Source organism: Rhizobium sp. AG207R, assembly GCF_027109195.1.
In the GTDB taxonomy this organism is placed as follows: Bacteria; Pseudomonadota; Alphaproteobacteria; order Rhizobiales; family Rhizobiaceae; genus Rhizobium; species Rhizobium dioscoreae.
This window is the reverse complement of the sequence record NZ_JAEPVT010000011.1, coordinates 146,249-165,886: the sequence shown is the minus strand read 5'-3', so window position 1 is coordinate 165,886 and position 19,638 is coordinate 146,249. Positions and strand designations below refer to the sequence as shown.

The following is a 19,638-nucleotide window of genomic DNA, read 5'->3' as shown; positions in this document are numbered from 1 at the left end:
AGAGACGGCGGCGAAGATGTTCAGGTCCACTTCGAGCGTCCACCCATTGCCTTCGTCAATTCTTCCGCTGCGGCCCGCACGACAGGGCCGAGCGCAGCAACCCTTTCATCCGGCAACCGCACAGCCGGGCCTGAAATCGAAATTCCGGCGATAGCCTCGCCATATTCATCGAAGATCGGCGCCGCCACGCATCGCATGCCGAGCGTATGTTCCTCATCGTCGATCGACCAGCCGCGCGAGCGGATCTCGTCCATATCCGCGAGCAGCATAGGCAGAGTGTCGCGGGTTTTGTCGGTGAAATGCTGCAACGGACGCTCCTGGAGCAAAGTTTTTATCTCGCTGTCCGCCCAGGTGGAGAGGATTGCCTTGCCTATGCCCGATGCATGGATCGGCCCGCGGCGGCCAGGGCGGAAGAAGGCGCGCATCGGCGCGTGGCTTTCCGCTTGCGAGATGAAGACGACGTCACCGTCCTCCTCGATGGCGATATTGGCGGTCTCGCCGGATGCCTCCATCAACTGCTTGAGGAAGGGCCGGCTGATCGTGCCGAGCTTGCGGAAGCGCAAGTAGGCGGTTCCGATCTCGAAGGCTTTCACCCCGATCGTCCAGGCGCCGGTCTCATCGTCATGCGCCACCATGCCGTGCTGAGCAAGAGACGTCAGTAGCCGGTGGACGGTGGACGGCGCCATAGCCGACCGGTCAGCGAGATCGGTCAAAACCGCGCCGTCGGCTTGCGCCACCAACTCCAAGAGTTTCAGACTGCGATCGAGCACTTGGACGGATGAAGCCGCCGCGTTCCCTGCCGGTTTCCGGCCCGGCCTGCCCCTCGTCTTTTCCCGATTTTCCGCCATGACGCTCACTCTAGACCAAACGCATGCCGCACAATTTGGCGCGACCCGCTTGGGCTTCATGACATATCCGCTTCGCCGCGATTGTTCCAGATTCGTTGAAAATGTTTATTTCCATATGATGGGATTAATTTCCATTTTTTGATTGCGCTTGTTCACCCATGCGGTACCTTCGATCCAGAAACGGAGGAAATCTCATGGCGAAGATGCGCGCAGTCGATGCCGCAGTGCTGGTTCTGGAAAAGGAAGGCGTCAATTGCGCCTTCGGCGTTCCCGGCGCTGCGATCAACCCCTTCTATTCCGCAATGAAGGCACGTGGTTCTATCCGCCATGTACTTGCCCGCCATGTCGAGGGCGCAAGCCATATGGCCGAGGGCTACACCCGCGCTCGCGCCGGCAATATCGGTGTCTGCATCGGAACGTCCGGACCTGCCGGCACCGACATGATCACCGGCCTTTATTCGGCTTCCGCCGATTCCATCCCGATCCTCTGCATTACCGGCCAGGCGCCGCGCGCCCGTCTGGACAAGGAGGATTTCCAGGCCGTCGATATCGCCAAGATCGCAGCCCCCGTAACCAAGTGGGCCGTGACCGTCATGGAACCGGCGCTGGTTCCTTACGTCTTCCAGAAGGCATTCCACACGATGCGCTCGGGTCGCCCTGGCCCTGTGCTCATCGATCTGCCCGTTGACGTCCAGCTCGCCGAGATCGAGTTCGATATCGACACCTATGCGCCGCTTGCCCCCTACAAGCCCTCGGCGACGCGGGCACAGGCGGAAAAGGCGCTTGCCATGCTGAACGCGGCCGAGCGGCCGCTGATCGTCGCAGGCGGCGGCATCATCAATGCCGATGCTTCCGACCTGCTCGTCGAATTCGCCGAAATCACAGGCGTCCCGGTCATCCCGACGCTGATGGGCTGGGGGACGATCCCGGACGATCATCCCCTGATGGCCGGCATGTGCGGGCTGCAGACCTCGCATCGCTACGGCAATGCGACGCTGCTTGCCTCCGATTTCGTCTTCGGCATCGGCAATCGCTGGGCGAACCGCCATACAGGAAATGTTTCGACCTATACGGAAGGGCGAACCTTCGTTCATGTCGATATCGAGCCGACTCAGATCGGCCGTGTCTTTCCTCCTGATTTCGGCATCGTCTCGGACGCGGGTGCCGCCCTGAAGCTCCTCCTCGACGTCGCGACCGAATGGAAGACCGAAGGCAAGCTGCGCGACTGGTCGGCCTGGGCCGAGGAGTGCCGCGAGCGCAAGCGGACCATGCTACGCAAGACGCATTTCGACCAGACGCCGCTGAAGCCACAGCGTGTCTACGAGGAGATGAACAAGGCTTTCGATCGCGATACATGCTATGTCTCGACCATCGGGCTTAGCCAGATCGCCGGCGCGCAGTTCCTACACGTGTACAAGCCGCGCAACTGGATCAATTGCGGCCAGGCCGGCCCGCTCGGCTGGACGCTGCCGGCAGCACTTGGCGTGCGGGCGGCAGATCCCGACCGCCCGATCGTCGCACTGTCGGGCGACTACGACTTCCAGTTCCTCATCGAGGAGCTGGCCGTCGGCGCGCAGCACAAGCTCCCTTACCTGCATGTGGTCGTGAACAATTCCTATCTTGGCCTCATCCGCCAGGCCCAGCGCGGCTTCAACATGGATTTCGAGGTCAGCCTCGCCTTCGAGAACATCAATGCCGCTGATAATGCCGAACCCGGCTATGGCGTCGACCATGTCGCCGTTGCCGAAGGCCTCGGCTGCAAGGCGATCCGCGTGCGCAGCCCGAACGAGTTCCAGGAAGCGTTCACGACAGCAAAGCAGCTGATGGCGGAGCATCAGGTTCCTGTCGTTATCGAGTTCATTCTGGAGCGCGTCACCAACATCGCCATGGGCGCCGACATCAATGCCGTAGTCGAATTCGAGGAGCTTGCCGAGCGCGGCGAGGACGCACCGACGGCGATCCTCGCATTGCTAGACTAAAGGAGGAACACAATGCCGAAATTCGCGGCCAATCTCACCATGCTCTTCACCGAGGCACCGTTTCTGGATCGTTTCGCGCTGGCCGCCAAGGCGGGCTTCGAGGGCGTCGAATATCTCTTTCCTTACGATTTTGCCAAGGAAGCGCTGCGCGCCGAACTCGATCGTCATGGCTTGGCGCAGGTGCTGCACAATCTGCCCGCCGGCAACTGGGCCGGCGGCGAGCGGGGGATCGCGATCCTGCCCGATCGTATCGACGAGTTCCGCCGCGGCGTTGCTTCCGCTATCGACTACGCGACGACGCTCGGCTGCAGCCAGATCAATTGCCTCTCTGGCATTACACCAGCCGGTGTGCCCGATGAGGTGCTGCGGACTACCTTCATCGTCAACCTCAAATATGCGGCGGAAGAGCTCGGCAAGCACGGGATCCGGCTACTGGTTGAGCCGATCAACCGGTTCGACATTCCCGGCTTCTATCTCAACGCGCCGGACCAGGCAGCCTCGATCATCGCCGAGGTCGGCAGCGACAACCTGTTCATTCAGTACGACCTCTATCATCAGCAGCGCACCGAGGGCGAATTGATCGGCACCTTTAGGAAGCATCAGGCACGGATTGCCCATGTGCAGCTCGCCGACAATCCGGGTCGCAATGAGCCGGGCACCGGCGAGATCGCCTACCCCTTTGTCTTCGAAGCGCTTGATGCGCTCGGCTATGACGGCTGGATCGGCTGCGAATACAAGCCGCGCAGCACGACCGCGGCGGGGCTCGGCTGGTTTGCCGCAGCAGGCCGCCACGCCGAAAGCGCAGCCATTCTCAATATCAGGAGCTAAACAGCATGGCACATATCGGATTTATCGGCCTCGGCATCATGGGTACTCCCATGGCGCGTCATCTGCAAAATGCCGGCCACATCGTCGTCACATCAAAGTTTGCCATTCCGCCGCGCCAGGAGCTGCTCGACAACGGTCTGCAATTCGTCGAAACGCCGAAGGAGCTTGCCGAAACCGTCGACACAATCATCCTGATGCTGCCGGATACACCTGAAGTGAAGGACGTGCTCTTCGGCGAGAACGGCGTTGCCTACGGACTGTCCAAGGGAAAGCTCGTCATCGACATGAGCTCGATCTCGCCGATCGAGACCAAGGAATTCGCCAGAAAGATTCGCGAGACCGGCGCCGAATATATCGACGCGCCCGTCTCCGGCGGCGAAGTCGGCGCCAAGAACGCCTCGCTTTCCATCATGGCCGGCGGTTCCGAAGCCAGTTTCGAGCGGGCGCTGCCCCTCTTCCAACTGATGGGCAAGAACATCACCCTCGTTGGCGATTGCGGCGATGGCCAGGTTACCAAGGTCGCCAACCAGATCATCGTCGCATTGACGATCGAGGCCGTGTCCGAGGCGCTTGTCTTCGCCTCCAAGGCCGGCGCCGATCCGGCTCGCGTGCGCTCGGCCCTGATGGGCGGTTTTGCCTCCTCGCGCATCCTCGAAGTGCATGGCGAGCGCATGATCAAGCGCACTTTCGAACCCGGATTCCGCATCTCGCTGCATCAGAAGGATTTGAACCTCGCCCTGCAGGGTGCCAAGGCGCTCGGCGTCTCACTGCCGAACACCGCGGCGACGCAGGAGCTTTTCAACCAATGCGTCGCCAATGGCGATAGCGGGCTCGACCATTCCGGTCTCGTCAAGGCGCTGGAGCGCATGGCGGACCATCCCGTCGCGTAACGTGTGAGAAATCCGATGCCTGATATCGCCGATCCCCGCGCCTTTCTGGAAAAGCTGTTCTATGCGGCGGTCGCAGCCGCCGATCCGGATAAGGCACTGGTTCCCCATCTGCCTGAAAAGCCGAAGGGCCGGACGGTGGTGGTCGGTGCCGGCAAGGGGGCGGCGCAGATGGCGCGTGCCTTCGAGCGTCTTTGGGACGCACCGCTCTCCGGTGTCGTCGTCACGCGTTATGGCTATGCCGTGCCGTGTGAGCGCATCGAGGTTCTCGAGGCCGCGCATCCCGTGCCGGACGAAAGCGGTCTGCATGCATCAGATCGGTTGATGGCAGCGGTAAATGGTCTTACGGAAGACGATCTGGTCGTCGCCCTGATCTGCGGAGGCGGCTCGGCACTGTTGCCCGCGCCGGCAGGCGATCTCACGCTTGCCGACGAGATCGCCGTCAATCGGGCCCTGCTTGCCTCCGGCGCACCGATCGGCGCCATGAATGCCGTTCGCAAGCAGGTCTCGCGCATCAAGGGAGGGAGGCTGGCGGCCCTTGCCCATCCGGCAAGGGTCATCTCCCTCGTCGTTTCCGATATCCCAGGCGACAACCCAGCCCTGGTCGCCTCCGGCCCGACCATCGCCGACGAGACGATCCGCGCAGATGCACTTGCGATCATAGAACATTACGGTTTCGACTTGCCCGACGCGGTGATGCGTCATCTCGCAGATAATAGCGATGAACCGCCCCTACCCTCCGACCCTCGTTTCGCTCGCAACGAGGTGAAGCTCGTTGCTTCGGCGGCCATCGCGCTGGATGCGGCCGCCGATGTCGCCCGCAAGGCCGGCGTCGAGACCATCGTGTTGTCCGATGCTATCGAGGGCGAGGCATCGGAGGTCGGTCGCCAACATGCGGCGATCGTCGCCAAGATCCTGCAGCGAGGTATGGCGTCGCAAGACCCCATGCTTCTTCTGTCTGGCGGGGAAACCACAGTAACGATCAAGGGCAAGGGCAAAGGTGGCCGCAACAGCGAGTTCCTCCTGTCCTTCGCCTGCGCCATTTCCGGCCAGAAGGGCATCTCAGCGCTCGCCGCCGACACGGACGGCATCGACGGCTCGGAGGACAATGCCGGCGCCTTCGCCGATGGCACCACCGTTGCCCGGCTTGACGATCGAAAGAGGGATGCGGCCGACTTCCTTCAGCGCAACGACAGCTGGTCGGCCTTCGCCGCTATCGACGACCTCTTTGTGAGCGGCCCGACTGGCACGAACGTCAACGACTTCCGCGCGATCCTGCTGCAATAGATCATCGCCGCCCGCCAATCGAGCGACTCGGAGTTATGCAGCCGGTGGCGTGACGCATTCTGTATTGAGCGGCGCAGTTGGAAAGCGTATGAGTTCAACAAAAAGCTGAACTATTTTTCTTGCTGGCAACGCCAACCGTTGCGGGCAAGCCGGGGACCGTATCTATCATGAATTTGTTGCACTTGCTCACTATCGAGGAGTAGCAAGGAGAAGTGCTGTCGCGCCAGTCACTTTTTGGTGTGGTCACCGCACGTCTTGGGGATGATTGATGGGGAGATGAAATCGCAACGTCCTTAAAGCCGCCGAAGCTGCCGAGAAAATCCATATCGGCATCCGTCGACTTCATAGCAAAAGTGCAGATCAGTAGCACGTAACCCGGATCTTACCGAGCTGAAAATAGATCAGCGAGTTCGGACAAATGCTACGCTAAATCTTGAGCTGTTAAGTTTGTTTCCATCGCCCTGTGGAACTTAACCGATCTTTAACAGCCAGTTGTGCAGGCTGGAGATAGAACGGGCAAGGCCCATACCCCGAAAGCATCGGACCCTCAATGCGTCTTCTCGCCTCAGTTATTTTTGCAGTCCTTGCTTTGTTCGTCGCGCCCGCCCTGGCGCAGGACGTGCCGTCGGTGACGATTACCGGTTCCTCGGGCTCGGTGACCTTCGATCGCAATCAGCTTGAGGCGATGGGCCTCGTGTCGATCAAGACTTCGACGCCCTGGAACGAAGGTGTCGTCAACTTCGAAGGCGTGCCAATGGCGCTGTTGCTTGAAAAGGCCAAGGCCCAAGGTGCGACGGCCACCGTCATCGCCCTCAATGATTATAGCGTCGATATCCCGACCAGCGATTTTACCAAGTTCGGCACGATCCTTGCCGTCAAGCGCAATGGCGCATATATGCCTATCGACGATCAGGGCCCGTTCTTTGTTATGTATCCATTCGACAGCAACCCCATCCTGCAGGGACAGCCCTATCACGGTCGTGCCGTCTGGCAGGTCAAGGCAATCTCCGTGAAATAGCCCCGGGGCCGCATGCGCTATCTCCGCACAGCGCTGATCATTGTGATCCTGGGTTTCATCACCTCGGCGATCTATATTTCCGCCTTGGTTTTCCAGCGCCAGACCGCCCTGCAAGATGTCGGCCTGGGCAACATCACCTGGACGATAGCCCAAGCTCCGAGTGAGTTCACCAGGCTCGAACAGCGCGTCAGTGCCATGGGCATGAACGATGGCCAGGTCGATGCACACGAAGTCAGGCTGCGCTTCGATATCGTCGTCAATCGCCTTAAGACCCTGCGATCCAACGGGGTCGAGAAGTTCGTACAATCCAACCCTCATATCGGCGAGACCCTCGACGACCTCGAAGAGGCGCTCAACCAGACCCGCCCACTGCTTAGCCAGCTTTCTGTGCCTGGCACACCGGCGCGGATCCTTGCGATCCTGGAGCCGATCTATCCGAAGCTGGCGCGGCTCTCCAGCGACAGCAACATGTGGTATTCGGCGCGCATTGCCGAAGACCGGCGTGGCCTCCTCGCGCTGCAACTGGCCCTGACATGGGTGACCGTCGGCATGCTCATCGGCGGTTGTCTGCTGATTCTGCTGCTGCTCATTCACAATGGTCTTCTGGGCCGGGCGCAGAAGATCCTGCAGGCCAAGGAGCAGACCCTGGCAATCCAGAATGCACGGTTCGATGCGGCAATGGAAGCCATGTCGCTCGGTCTCTGTCTGCTTGACGACCAATATCGCGTCATCGTGCACAATCCCCGGTTCCTGGCCCTGTTCGGTCTGGACGAAGTCCGGGCGAAGATCGGCACCCCCTTGGCTGACCTCATCGCGCCCGAATTACTGCCTCCTGGACTATCCACCAGCGGGCCGCCCGGCGTTGCTGGCGATAAGGCGCGTGTCCGGAATGACATCGCGGTGCTCAGCGACCATATCCATCATCTCGCGAATGGCATGGTGCTGGCCGTATCGCACGAGCCGACGGCTGAAGGCGGTTGGGTCTGCACTTTCGAGGATGTCAGCGAGCGTCATCGCGCGCAGGATCGTGTGGTGCACATGGCCCATCACGACGCACTCACTGATATGCCCAATCGGCTGCTGTTCTGGGAAAGCGTCAGCCACGCACTGCGTGCATTGGCGGCCGGCGGCCAGTTATTCACCATACTCTATCTCGATCTCGACCGCTTCAAGGAAGTCAACGACACGCTGGGCCACCCGGTGGGCGACGTGTTGCTGCGCAAGGTCGCCAGGCGGCTGCGCAACACCGCGTCACAACATGACATCGTGGCGAGATTGGGCGGTGACGAATTCGCCGTGCTGCATCGGTGCCTGGACTCCACCCTCGACAGCGCCCGCGATCTGTCGGAACGCCTCATTGCCAGCATCAGCCGGCCTTATCGTGTCGATGGCAACGAGATCGTTGTCAGCACCTGCATCGGCATCGCGGTCGCACCGCGCGCTGGCGGTGATACCGGTCAACTGATGAAGAACGCCGACCTGGCGCTATACCAGGCCAAGGCCGATGGTAAGGGAGTCTACCGTATCTTCTCCCCGCAGATGGAGGAGGATCTCCAGAACCGGCGCAATCTGGAGGCGGATATGCGTCATGGCATCAAGCTTGGGCAATTCGAGATTCATTATCAGCCGCAGATTTCGCATAAGACCCGCAAGATCGTCGCCAGCGAAGCACTGGTGCGCTGGCGCCATCCCGAGCGCGGGCTGATCCCGCCGGCCGAATTCATCCCGCTGGCGGAGGAAACCGGCTTCATCGATACGCTCGGCAAATGGGTGCTGCAACGAGCATGCGAGGATGCCCTGAACTGGCCCGAGGACGTGCGTGTTTCGGTCAACCTCTCTCCGGTTCAGTTCCGTCAGACGGATTTGGTCGATATGGTCAAGAGTGTGCTGGAATTCACGGAATTCGATGCACGGCGGCTGGAGCTGGAAATCACCGAGTCGGTGCTCTTGCGGGACAATGCGGCGAACATCGAGGTACTGAACCGGCTGCGTTCGCTCGGCTTGACCATCGCGCTTGATGATTTCGGCACCGGCTATTCTTCGCTGAACTATCTGCAGCGCTTCCCCTTCGATAAATTGAAAATCGATCGCAGTTTCGTGCGCGATCTGGAAAACCGGCCCGACAGCTTTGCCATCGTCCAGTCCATCGCTACGCTCGGTCGTAATCTCAAGATGCTGACCACCGCGGAGGGCGTCGAGACGCAGACCCAACTCGACATGGTCATCAAGGCCGGTTGCTCGGAGAGTCAGGGTTATTACTTCAGCCCGCCTGTCCCGGAAGCCGAATTCCGCGCCATGGTCGACCGGAAGAACAGCAATACCGGCGGAACCTCAAATGGTCGAAGCCCCAAATCTGGCAGAGACAAAAGTCCTGAGAAGACCGCAGACGCTGATTCCACGGACGGGCAGTATTAGCCCATACCCGACTGCACGGCACTGACCTAATGAGTGGATGACAAGTTCTCGGGGAAAGCGACCTGCCGTTCAAAGCTGATGCCAATATTGAGGGGTGCGTCCGACGACAAAGGATGGGGGCAGTCGTCGGACGCTGCACTGTCCGGCCCGAGGGTGGCATTCAGGCCGGCAATTAGAATATTAGCATCTACCGCAGATTTAGGTGAGCTACCCAATTGGATTGGAAGGCGGATAGGATGACCCCGATCGAATTGTCACGTTGCTCGAGTGAAAACCGTTCTTCGCAGCTTTGCCGTCCGAGACTTCATTCATGCGATTGCTGAATTCCGCCTTTATTGGCGAGAATATTATTCCAAAATCGTTTCGGAAATTAGCAAATCACTATAGGCTCGATTTCGACTCGGCTGCGCCTACGCTTTGAGCGAGCTCACTGCGCCGCCGGGCAAGATAATCCTGCGAAGAAAAGCCGACATGCCCAATAGACCCTCTCCGCTCGTCGCGTTCCAGTCGAAGACTTTCCGCTCTCTCTGGTCAGCAACGCTCATCTCCAATCTCGGCGGATTGGTCGAAGGCGTCGGTGCCGCGTGGCTGATGACCAGCCTCGCGACATCACATGGCATGGTGGCGCTCGTTCAGTCCTCCACCACCCTGCCCGTCATGATCTTCTCGCTTGCGGCCGGAGCGCTGGCTGACAATTACGACCGCAGGCGGATCATGCTGATTGCGCAGACGCTGATGCTCTCGGTCTCGGCGACGCTGGCGATCCTGTCCTACAGCAATGCATTGACCCCATGGCTTTTGCTCTGCTTCACCTTCCTGATCGGCTGCGGCGGCGCGCTCCACAATCCGTCATGGCAGGCCTCGATGGGCGATGTCGTGCCACGCGAGCACCTGCCGGGTGCGGTCGCGCTGAACAGCATGAGCTACAACCTCATGCGCAGTATCGGGCCGGCGATCGGCGGCGTCATCGTCGCGGCCGCCGGTGCGGCCTTCGCGTTCCTCTTCAATGTCTTCTGTTACTTCGCGCTCATCATCACCCTGTGGCGGTGGAAGACCGCGCCCGCTCGCAATACGCTGCCACGCGAGCCGTTCGGCAGTGCGATGTCGGCGGGCTTTCGCTATGTGCTGATGTCGCCGAACCTTCTCAAGGTCATGTGCCGCAGTTTCGTCTTCGGCTTGGCGGCGATCGTCATCCTGGCGCTCCTGCCCCTCGTGGCGCGCGACCATGTCCACGGCACGGCGATCACCTACGGCATCATGCTCGGCTTCTTCGGCTTTGGCGCCATCTGCGGCGCGATGCTGATCGGCCGCATCCGCGATATCCTGAGCAATGAATGGGTGATCCGCAGCGCCTTCTTCACATTGGCGGTGAGCTGTTTCCTGCTTGCGCTAAGCAATCAGGTATGGCTGAGCTGCCTTATTCTCATGCCGGCCGGCGTCGCCTGGGTGCAGGCCTTCTCGCTCTTCAATGTCACGGTTCAGCTTTCCACGCCACGCTGGGTGGTCGGCCGCGCTCTGTCGCTCTATCAGACCGCGACCTTTGGCGGTATGGCGGTCGGAAGCTGGCTGTGGGGTGCACTGGCCGACGCCCACGGCGTCACGGGCGCGCTTTTCATCGCAAGCGTCGGCCTGGCAATAGGCGGGCTGCTTGGCCTGCTGCTGCGCCAGCCGGATTTCGAATCGCTTAATCTCGATCCGACGAACACCTTCAGCGAACCACAATTGCAGCTCGACCTGCGTTCCAGAAGCGGCCCCATCCTGGTCATGGTGGACTACGACATCGATCAGGAGGATGTGGCGGAATTTCTAGCCGTCATGGCCCAGCGTCGCCGGATGAGAATCCGCGACGGGGCAAAGCAATGGTCGCTGTTGCGCGATCTGGAAAAGCCGAACACCTGGACGGAAAGCTACCATCTGCCGACCTGGATCGATTATGTTCGCCACAGCCAGCGCCAGACGCATGCCGATGTCGAGGTCGCCGAACGCCTGGACAGATTGCATCGCGGCGACCGCCCGCCCGTCATCCACCACATGATTGAACGGCAGACGGTGCCCAGGCACGACGACATGCCATTGAAGCCCTATCTCGACGCGACATGATGGTCATGGCTGGGGACTCGCAACGGCGGAGCCGCTTCCAGCGTGCTGGCGCGCCATTTCGCGTGGCGAACAACCGAAGGCGCGCTTGAACATGGTCGTAAAGGCGGCCGGGTTCTTATAGCCAAGGTCAATCGCGATCGTCGTCACCGGCACGCCGGCGACAAGCCGCGGAAGCGCGGCATGCAGACAGGCCTGCTCGCGCCATTTGACGAAGCTCAGCCCCGTCTCCAGGCGAAACATGCGGGTAAACGCGCGGCGGCTCATGCGCATGTGGCTGGCCCATAGATCGATCGTATCATGCGTTGCCGGCCGCCTGAGGAAATCCTGGCATTTCTGAGCCAGCGTCCTGTTGCGCGGGATCGGCAGGGATAAGGGCAACGGCCTCAACCTTGCCAGTTCGTGCAGAAGCAATGCCATCAGGGCGCCGGCCCGATCATTGACGTCGTAATCGACCGGAATATCGACGGCTTCGGCGATGAGCGTGCGCAGCAGGGGCGAGATTTCGACCACCTGACAGTGATCCGGCATCGTCTTGATCGCTTCCGGCTCAATGTAGAGACTGCGCATGCTGACCTTTCCGAGCATGCGAACGCTATGGATCACGCCCGGAGGGATCCACATCCCGCGCTCCGGCGGCATGACGAGCGTGCCGTCAGGCGTGGTCACCACCACGACGCCGGAAAAACCGTAGAGCAGTTGGGCGCGGCGATGCTGGTGCGGTTCGACGCGGTGGCCGTCGCCATACTCATTGCCGAGGGCGATGAGTGGCCGGTCGACATCGATGAATGGGTCTATGCGGCTGTTCCTGACCATTCTGGCCCAGTCTCGTAAGAATTACGCCCTGTCGCGGTAGCGGGCAATTTTGTTTTCTAATATCAGCGCGACGACACATTGAAAAGTGACGATCATGAGCCAGGTGATGAATCCGCCCCGCGCGGCTACGACGATATATCCGGTTATTATGGTGGCGAGCCTTGGCCACTTCATCAACGACGTCACCCAGGCATTGCTGCCGGCAAGCTATCCGGTGCTCAAGACTGGCTTTGACCTGAGCTTCGCCCAGCTCGGCGTGCTGACATTCGTCTACCAGATCACGGCCTCGATCCTGCAACCCTTCGTCGGCTGGTACACGGATGGACGGCCCCAGCCCTATTCATTGCCATTCGGCATGATCTGCAGCTGTGCCGGCATGATCACGCTCGGCATGGCGCCCAATTACCCAGCGCTACTCATGGGCGCGATACTGCTCGGTTTCGGCTCCTCGATCTTCCATCCGGAAGCCTCCCGCATCGCCCGCCTGGCATCAGGGGGAAAGCATGGCTTCGCCCAGTCCCTGTTCCAGGTCGGCGGCAATTTCGGCACCTCACTCGGGCCGCTGCTCGCAGCCTTCTTCATCCTTCCGCGTGGCCAGCATGGAATGGCGGCGCTTGCGAGCCTGGCTTTTGCCGGCATTCTTATTCTCGCTGGCCTCGGCCGCTGGTATCAGCTGAATGGCAGCCATCTGCGCGCGCCGGCGAAATCTGGCAAGCCCCATAAGGCGCTGAGCCTGTCGCGCACCCGCGTCGGTCTTGCCATTGCCGTCCTGATCGCGCTGATCTTCTCGAAGTATTTCTATCTGGCGAGTTTCACCAGCTACTACAATTTCTATCTCATGGCACGGTTCGGCGTGACGGAACGGACGGCTCAGCTCTGCCAGTTCGTGTTCTTCGCCGCGGTCGCCGTCGGCACGATGGTCGGCGGCCCCGTGGGCGACCGCATCGGCCGCAAGAAGGTCATATGGGGTTCGATCCTCGGCATCCTGCCCTTCACCGTCGTTCTGCCCCATGCCAATCTCGAAACGACGATCATTCTCAGCGCGATCATCGGCACGGTCATTGCGTCGGCCTTTTCCGCGATCGTCGTCTACGCGCAGGAATTGCTACCGGGTCGTGTCGGCATGGTGTCCGGCCTGTTCTTCGGCTTCGCCTTCGGCATGGGCGGCATCGGCGCTGCCGCGCTTGGCGTGCTTGCCGACCACACCAGCATCGAGTTCGTATTCGAGCTTTGCGCCTTCCTGCCGCTGATCGGACTTTTGACGATCCTGCTGCCGAACGTCGAAGACTAAGGGCCCTCTGGAGCGAGGGCCCATGGAGGAAACATCGGCGCCTTGTCCTCTGGCTTTCACGAGGCGGAGATTCTCTTCACCCAGGCTTCGACGTCATCGCCGCTGCTCATGTCGGTCTGCACCAGTCCGTCGATCATGAAGGTCGGGGAAACGTGAATGCCGTTCTGCCGGGCATATTTGCAGTGCCACTTGATCTCCCGATCAAGATCCGGGATGGCGAAAGCCTCCTTCAACTTGATACCGCTGTAGCGCTCCAGCCGCTCGATCAGTTCATTCGGCGTCACATCCATATTCGGCCCGCCCGCGTGATGGGCGAATTCAAACTCCTCGCGGTGCGCCCCGATCGCGGCCATCACCTTCCTTGCGGTTTCCCTGCCGCCGCCAAGTGTCGACGCGGCGAGGATGCAGCGCACCAGAACACCCGAATACATATGCCAGGGCTGCGATTGCAGGCGGATCCTGATGGTGATCCTGTCCTCGCCCGCCTGCTCCAGCAAGGCATCGAGCTTGTTGAAGGCCCTGACCGAGAATGGGCAGGTCGGTTCCAGGAAAACCTCGAATATACGAGGTCCGTGACCCCAACTTAGCGGCTCTGCATGCCAGGCGGCATTGGTCATATTGATATCCTTCTTCGGTCTGGAAAATCCATATGGATGCGGAAGCTAAATCATGACGCGCAAAAATGCGCAGCGTTTTTGTGACACCGACACGCGCGAGATCAGAAGTCTTAAGGGCGAGAAACGAATCTGAGAGATCGCGATGCGCTCCCGACGGACTCGTCCGTACCGGTCAAGGTTGCGGTACAAAAAGGTCACACACAGACGGGTTTACTCTAGCATCACCATGAATTCGTCGAATGGCCTACAACCGGGTATTGAGTCATTGGGTAGAGTGTCTATTTCTTCGCGCCGCAGCTGTGGGCGCAAAGTGGGACTTCCGGAATTTTGCGAGGCCTCTGCTTCGCTTCCTGCTTTGCGGATGCCCACACAATCAATCGGAGTTTCAGGCAGACAATGACATTCCCGACAATCAAACTTCCAGAGAGAGCCCTGAGGCTTGGCCAGAACCTTATTTCAATGCCGAAAGCCGTCTATTTCTCCCTGCCGATCCTGATCGGTCTGACGGTTTTCATGGCTGTTTCCGAAGTGCCGGGCATATTGAGGGATTGGACGATCAGCCAAAATCCCGTCAAGCTCGCCAACGGCGATATCCGCGATGGGAAATGCTCGACCCGGAAGGGCTTCTTCACAACCTGCGAGGCGCATCTCAACTACGTCTACGATGGCCAGGCCTATGACAAGGATGTGGAGATCATGTTCGTCGATATCCATGTCGGTGACTATGACACGGACCTGGTCATCTCCGGTGACCATCCGGACCTGGCGACCCTCAGCCTCGGGCTGGATATGCTGTGGAACCGGATCATAACGCTAGCCGTGTTCGTCGCCCTTCTTGGGGGCGCCTGCATCGCCATGATCTTCCAGATCCTGCGTGTCTGGCGTGTTCGTGGGCAATTGCGCCGGGCTGCTCAGCTCGAGCCGGTCCCGGTGGAAATCACAGCCTTCCAGCGGCGAGGCAAGCGGCTGACGGTGACCTATACCGACAAGATCGCCGGCAGAAAAACCGGGCGCGTGGCCCATACGAACCTCGAGCCAGGACAGGAACCCCTGGTCGTCGGTGCAAAGGACGGCAAGGCGGTGGCGCTCGCCGTCTGGCATGGAAATACGGCTCTCCCAGTACTTTTGGACAGCCGACTGGAGCGGATCGACATGCCGGCGGAGGAACGTACCGGCATTCTCGCGCCCCTGACATCGGAACTTGGCGGTCATCCGCCGCAGCTCGTGGCTCAAGGGAAGAATGGGCCGTCCGTCATGGCGCGGCTTGCCAGGGTTTTCCTGGTCATACTTCTCTTGGTCGCCGGCATTTTCGGTTACTGGGTCTGGTATGTGACCAGTGCCAGTTCGCAGTTCACCTCGCCCGCCATGGATCTCAACAATATGATGCCGGCGCCACTCAACCGCTGGGGCTGCGATCAGCTAAAGAAGCGCTTCGGTGATCAACGCGCGCCCTTTGGCTGTACAGCCTCGGACTATACGAGCTGGAAGTGACGTTCGACCGACACAGGTGGACGCGGCCTCCAACGAGTCCGCGTCCACCTGCCATGCCTTAGACCGTTACTCGACGATCTCGGCGGCAATTGGAGATGAGCCACGCAACGGCCGGCGGAAAAGCCCGACGCAGGCGACACCCACCAGAGCGGCGCCGCCGCCGATGACGTGGTAGGCGTGCACCGGCTCGCCGAGCATCACGATGGCGCCGAGCGCGGTGAAGACCGGCAAGAGGTTCATGAAAGCCGCGCAACGATTGGGTCCGAGAATGTGGACGCCGCGCACCCACAGGAACGGAAGAACGACGGAGGCAAGGCCTCCGGCATAGGCAATCAGCGGCAAGGTCTCGGCATTCAGCGAACGTAAGGGCGCAGGCGTTGCCAGGAACGCCGGAAACATGATGACCAGAGCGCAGATCGCCTGCATATAGGTCGATTGCCAGCCAGCGACTGGGAGGCTCCAGCGCTTGAGCAGAACCCCATATACGGCATAGCTCAGCGCCGCTATGAACATCAGCGGATCACCGAGATGCACGCCATCGCGAGCAAGCGCCGTCGGATCGCCGGCACTCACCAGATAGATAAGCCCGGCAAGCGACAGAACTCCGCCGCCGACCATGCCGACGGTCGGCGTATCCTTCAGCACAAAGGCGCTCAAAGCCACCGTAAGCAGTGGCGTCAAGGCCGTGAACACCGCCATGTTTGTCGCCGTGGTCGTTTCCGCCGCCAGATAGGACAGGCTCTGGAAGAAGCACATGGCAAGGAAGCCGAGAATGGCGAATTGCCCGAGATGCGGCCAGATGACGAAGCGGTTTCGCCAGGCGGGGATGGCGACGAAGGTGCTCATCAAGCAGACGGCGAGAAGCAGCCGATAGAAGGTGATTGCCTCCGGTCCGATCGTGTGCGCTGACAGCCGGGAGACAATGACGTTTCCGGACCAGAGGACGATGGCGACGAGGGGATAGAGGAATGCGAGGTTGTTTTTCATGTGCGATAACCATGGACCAATTCGAAGGCCCTGGCTTATCGTCTTGAAGCCGGTCCGTATCACTCTATGATGACCATGATTGTAGAGATTGGGACATGCAAAGCGATCCGACGCGCAAACATCTTGAGTTTCATAATACCCATCGCGCCATGGCGGCCATGGACGTCAACTATCCTGACGGCGCCTCCACCGGCTGGCATTCGCATCCGCGCGGCCAGTTGCTCCATGCGATCGAGGGGGTGATGATCGTGCGGTCGGCGGAAGGATCATGGGTGGTGCCGCCGAACCGGGCGCTGTGGCTCGCCGCCGGGCTGGAGCATGACGTGAAGATGTCCGGCGAGGTCAAGATCCGAACCGTTTTCATCGATGCGACGGCAATCCGCCATATGCCGGCGGAAAGCTGTGTCATCGAGGTTTCGCCGCTGTTGCGCGAGCTGATCGTTGCCGCCGTCCAAGTTCCGCTCGACTATGGGGAAGGCAGTCGAGACGACCGTCTCATGCAATTGCTCCTAGATGAAGTGCGTGTCTCCGATGTCTTGCCCCTTCACCTTCCCATGCCGGAGGATGAACGTATCAAACGGATATGCGAGGCGATGACCGCACATCCTGCCGACACGTCGACCGCGGGGCAATGGGCCGAACGTTTGAATGTAACGGCCAAGACGGTGCACCGCCTCTTCGCCAGGGAAACGGGCATGAGCTTCGCGCGATGGCGCGAACAGGCACGCCTCCTGTCCGCGTTGAGCAAACTGGCGAATGGCGAACGCATCATCGACGTCGCCTTCGATTGCGGCTACGCCAGCCAGAGCGCTTTTACCGCCATGTTCCGCCGGCACTTCGGCAAGCCGCCGTCGGAGTTTTATCGTTAGGCGCGCTTTGCCGGCGACTTCAACGAGAACCCGAGAATCGGCGAGCGGCTCTTCGAGTTCGGGCCACGCGAAGTCAGACTGCTACTCGTAGGCCATTTTGAAACGCGCTACGAAATTCAGCAATCGACGATCTACATTCCGCGACTGTGGCACACGAGGCAAGATCGGTGACAGGCTCGAACATCGACATCGGCTCTTCCTGAGCCGAACATTGGATCATTGGCGTAGCCGTGATCCGAAGATGGCTCGACCGAAAGCATCGGCCTAACTATATTCCCTGGATCGTCCTCCATTCCGGACGTGGGATTTGGCGGAAGCACACAATCATGGACCAGTTCAGCAGCACCGCCGCGACCCTCCTCTCCAGCAAGGATCGCGGCTGGAAGGGCCTGGAGGCGAATTTCCTTCATATCAAGGCCGGCCGTACCCATGTGCCGGGGTCGCAGACGCATCGGCTCGGCATTCATTTCGGACGGGCCGTGAATGCTTTTTGCGAATGCGACGGCCGCCAATACCACCGTCGTCAATCGCACGGAGATATCGATATCGTCCCTGCCGGGCTGGATGGCTGGTGGGAGGACGACGGGGACTGCACCATTCTGCGCCTGAATATCCAGCAGGAACTCCTTCAATCGGCTGCGGAAGCACTCGGCGGAAATCCGGAAACCATCTCCCTGTCGCCAAAATTCCAGCTTCGGGATTCTCGGATCGAATCGATCGCCTGGGCGATCAAGGCTGAAATTGAGGCGCCGGTTCCGTCGGACAGGACATACGCGGAAGCGCTGGGATTGGCGCTGGCGATCCGCCTGATGGAAGGCGGCGAACAGTCTTCGGTCAGTACAGTCGCGACAGGCGCAACTTTGACAATCCGCCATCAAAGACACCTGAGGGATTTCATCGAAGCGCATATAGATCAGTCGCTGTCCCTTGGCGATCTCGCCGCGACGGTCGGTCTCAGCGTATCGCATTTGAAGCCACTCTTTCGCGCCACTTTCGGCATGCCGGCTCATCACTATGTACTGACGCGCCGGATCGAGCGCGCCAAACTGCTCATCCTGTCTACCGACATGCCGCTCGCAGAAATCGCTTTGGCGACGGGGTTTGCCCATCAGAGCCACATGACGTACTGGATGCGCCGGATCCTCGGCCTCACCCCCGGCATGCTGAGCCGAATGCATTCATGACTTCGATTGTCGTCCAAACCTGCCATTGACCGTCCGAACCTGCGCGATCCCATGCGCATACAGGGCTAGGCTGCAGCAGGATCGACAGGAGAAGATGCAATGCACGCAATTCTGGGCGCCACCGGCAAGGTTGGCCGCACGACCATCACCACACTGCGCAAGGCCGACGTTGCTGTCCGCGCAATTCTGCGTGATGGCTCGAAAGCACAGGCTTTTTCCGATCTCGGCTGCGAGATCGCCATTGCCGATATACATGACCGCGAGGCGCTGGCGACCGCATTCAAAGGGGTAAGCGCCGTCCAGATCATCTGCCCGGTCGATATTCGTGCCGTCGAGGCCTATTCCAGCATGAAGCGAGTGGTGGACTGCCTTGGCGAGGCCCTAATGGCCGCCAGGCCGCGAACCATTCTCGCCATTTCCGACTATGGCGCACAGCATAGCTCTGGCACCGGCGTCACCTTGATCTTCCACGCCCTCGAAGCACGGCTGCGTCAGCTGGAGGCCCGAAGACTTATCCTGTTGAGGTCGGCCGAGCACATGGAAAACTGGGCACGTCTGGCGAAGCTGGCGGCAGAAAGCGGCCGATTACCGAGCTTCTATGATCCGCTGACCAAGCCTCTTCCGACCATTTCCGCCCACGATGTGGGCTTGCTCGCCGCCGAGCTGCTTTTGGAGAAGCAGGACGCCGCTCTCAGGATCGTCCATGCAGAAGGCCCCCGGCGCTATACGCCCAACGACGTTGCGACGGCCATCGGTTCACTGACCGGTCGCGATGTCGTTGCCCAGCTGCTTCCCGAGAGCCAGTGGCAGGCCGCGCTCATCGGCGCGGGCCTATCCGAGGACTACGCGCGACTTCTCGTCGAGCTTTATGCCGCTCATAATGCGGGCCGAATAGACGCTGAACAAGATGTCGGTGAAATTCGTCGAGGCCGGAGCGAAATAGCGGAGGTATTGGGGCGGATTCTCACCGCCTGAGGCAGTCCCTGCATGCCCGCAACGGATCGTTTGCCGCCCACCACACCAT

The 19,638-nt window shown here is 60.4% G+C and carries 17 protein-coding genes and 1 pseudogene; 13 read left to right on the top strand and 5 right to left on the bottom strand.

Annotated elements, in window-relative coordinates:
* Positions 1-20 precede the first annotated feature (20 nt).
* Positions 21-848, bottom strand: coding sequence for an HTH-type transcriptional regulator BhcR (gene bhcR / locus JJQ51_RS25055; RefSeq protein WP_145321267.1), 828 nt, complete (start codon positions 846-848; stop codon positions 21-23).
* 194 nt (positions 849-1,042) lie between these two features.
* On the opposite strand from bhcR, the gene gcl reads away from it, so the two are divergent.
* From gcl to JJQ51_RS25035, 4 genes are read left to right on the top strand one after another with little or no spacing between them, the layout of a single operon-like run.
* Positions 1,043-2,827, top strand: a complete 1,785-nt coding sequence (gcl, locus tag JJQ51_RS25050) for a glyoxylate carboligase (RefSeq protein ID WP_269245456.1) — start codon at positions 1,043-1,045, stop codon at positions 2,825-2,827.
* Positions 2,828-2,839: 12 nt separating this feature from the next.
* Positions 2,840-3,655: a hydroxypyruvate isomerase gene (hyi, locus tag JJQ51_RS25045; RefSeq protein WP_145634231.1), complete on the top strand. Its 816-nt coding sequence runs from the start codon at positions 2,840-2,842 to the stop codon at positions 3,653-3,655.
* A 5-nt stretch (positions 3,656-3,660) separates the two neighbouring features.
* A complete protein-coding gene (glxR, locus tag JJQ51_RS25040; protein ID WP_269245455.1) occupies positions 3,661-4,545 on the top strand; it encodes a 2-hydroxy-3-oxopropionate reductase in 885 nt (294 codons plus the stop codon).
* Between the two features lie 15 nt (positions 4,546-4,560).
* Positions 4,561-5,829, top strand: a complete 1,269-nt coding sequence (locus JJQ51_RS25035; protein ID WP_269245454.1) for a glycerate kinase type-2 family protein — start codon at positions 4,561-4,563, stop codon at positions 5,827-5,829.
* Between the two features lie 94 nt (positions 5,830-5,923).
* On the opposite strand, the gene JJQ51_RS25030 is transcribed toward JJQ51_RS25035, so the two are convergent.
* Complete coding sequence (locus JJQ51_RS25030; protein WP_145321261.1) at positions 5,924-6,154, bottom strand: hypothetical protein; 231 nt, start codon at positions 6,152-6,154, stop codon at positions 5,924-5,926.
* Between the two features lie 225 nt (positions 6,155-6,379).
* Between JJQ51_RS25030 and JJQ51_RS25025 the strand changes: the two genes are divergently transcribed.
* From JJQ51_RS25025 to JJQ51_RS25015, 3 genes are all read left to right on the top strand, one after another.
* Positions 6,380-6,847, top strand: a complete 468-nt coding sequence (locus JJQ51_RS25025) for a molybdopterin-dependent oxidoreductase (RefSeq protein WP_113353397.1) — start codon at positions 6,380-6,382, stop codon at positions 6,845-6,847.
* A gap of 12 nt (positions 6,848-6,859) precedes the next feature.
* Positions 6,860-9,262: a putative bifunctional diguanylate cyclase/phosphodiesterase gene (locus JJQ51_RS25020; RefSeq protein ID WP_145634228.1), complete on the top strand. Its 2,403-nt coding sequence runs from the start codon at positions 6,860-6,862 to the stop codon at positions 9,260-9,262.
* A 471-nt stretch (positions 9,263-9,733) separates the two neighbouring features.
* Entirely contained in the window at positions 9,734-11,362 is a 1,629-nt protein-coding gene (locus JJQ51_RS25015; protein ID WP_113395146.1) for an MFS transporter, read from the top strand.
* 3 nt (positions 11,363-11,365) lie between these two features.
* Here JJQ51_RS25015 and JJQ51_RS25010 read toward each other — a convergent pair whose 3' ends face one another.
* Complete coding sequence (locus JJQ51_RS25010; protein ID WP_112721621.1) at positions 11,366-12,175, bottom strand: AraC family transcriptional regulator; 810 nt, start codon at positions 12,173-12,175, stop codon at positions 11,366-11,368.
* A gap of 94 nt (positions 12,176-12,269) precedes the next feature.
* Here JJQ51_RS25010 and JJQ51_RS25005 point away from each other — a divergent pair, with 94 nt between their 5' ends.
* Positions 12,270-13,466 (top strand): MFS transporter, encoded by a 1,197-nt coding sequence (locus JJQ51_RS25005; protein WP_113353400.1) that lies wholly within the window; start codon positions 12,270-12,272, stop codon positions 13,464-13,466.
* Between the two features lie 56 nt (positions 13,467-13,522).
* On the opposite strand, the gene JJQ51_RS25000 is transcribed toward JJQ51_RS25005, so the two are convergent.
* On the bottom strand, positions 13,523-14,083 hold the full coding sequence (locus JJQ51_RS25000) for a DsbA family protein (protein WP_113353401.1): 561 nt from the start codon (positions 14,081-14,083) through the stop codon (positions 13,523-13,525).
* Positions 14,084-14,479: 396 nt separating this feature from the next.
* On the opposite strand from JJQ51_RS25000, the gene JJQ51_RS24995 reads away from it, so the two are divergent.
* Positions 14,480-15,574, top strand: a complete 1,095-nt coding sequence (locus tag JJQ51_RS24995) for a hypothetical protein (protein WP_152093941.1) — start codon at positions 14,480-14,482, stop codon at positions 15,572-15,574.
* A 66-nt stretch (positions 15,575-15,640) separates the two neighbouring features.
* Here the strand turns inward: JJQ51_RS24995 and JJQ51_RS24990 are convergent, their stop codons facing one another.
* Positions 15,641-16,561 carry a DMT family transporter gene (locus tag JJQ51_RS24990; RefSeq protein WP_152093940.1) on the bottom strand — a complete coding sequence of 307 codons (921 nt, stop codon included), beginning with the start codon at positions 16,559-16,561 and terminating at the stop codon, positions 15,641-15,643.
* Positions 16,562-16,656: 95 nt separating this feature from the next.
* Between JJQ51_RS24990 and JJQ51_RS24985 the strand changes: the two genes are divergently transcribed.
* The 4 genes and pseudogenes from JJQ51_RS24985 to JJQ51_RS24970 all read left to right on the top strand — a co-directional run bounded on the left by JJQ51_RS24985 (position 16,657) and on the right by JJQ51_RS24970 (position 19,589).
* Entirely contained in the window at positions 16,657-17,430 is a 774-nt protein-coding gene (locus JJQ51_RS24985) for an AraC family transcriptional regulator (RefSeq protein ID WP_113388779.1), read from the top strand.
* A pseudogene (locus tag JJQ51_RS24980) lies at positions 17,349-17,601 on the top strand (type II toxin-antitoxin system RelE/ParE family toxin). The gene JJQ51_RS24985 and the pseudogene JJQ51_RS24980 overlap by 82 nt, the downstream one beginning before the upstream one ends.
* A gap of 155 nt (positions 17,602-17,756) precedes the next feature.
* Positions 17,757-18,614, top strand: coding sequence for an AraC family transcriptional regulator (locus JJQ51_RS24975; protein WP_113353405.1), 858 nt, complete (start codon positions 17,757-17,759; stop codon positions 18,612-18,614).
* Positions 18,615-18,713: 99 nt separating this feature from the next.
* Entirely contained in the window at positions 18,714-19,589 is an 876-nt protein-coding gene (locus tag JJQ51_RS24970) for an NmrA family NAD(P)-binding protein (RefSeq protein WP_113353406.1), read from the top strand.
* Positions 19,590-19,638: the final 49 nt, after the last annotated feature.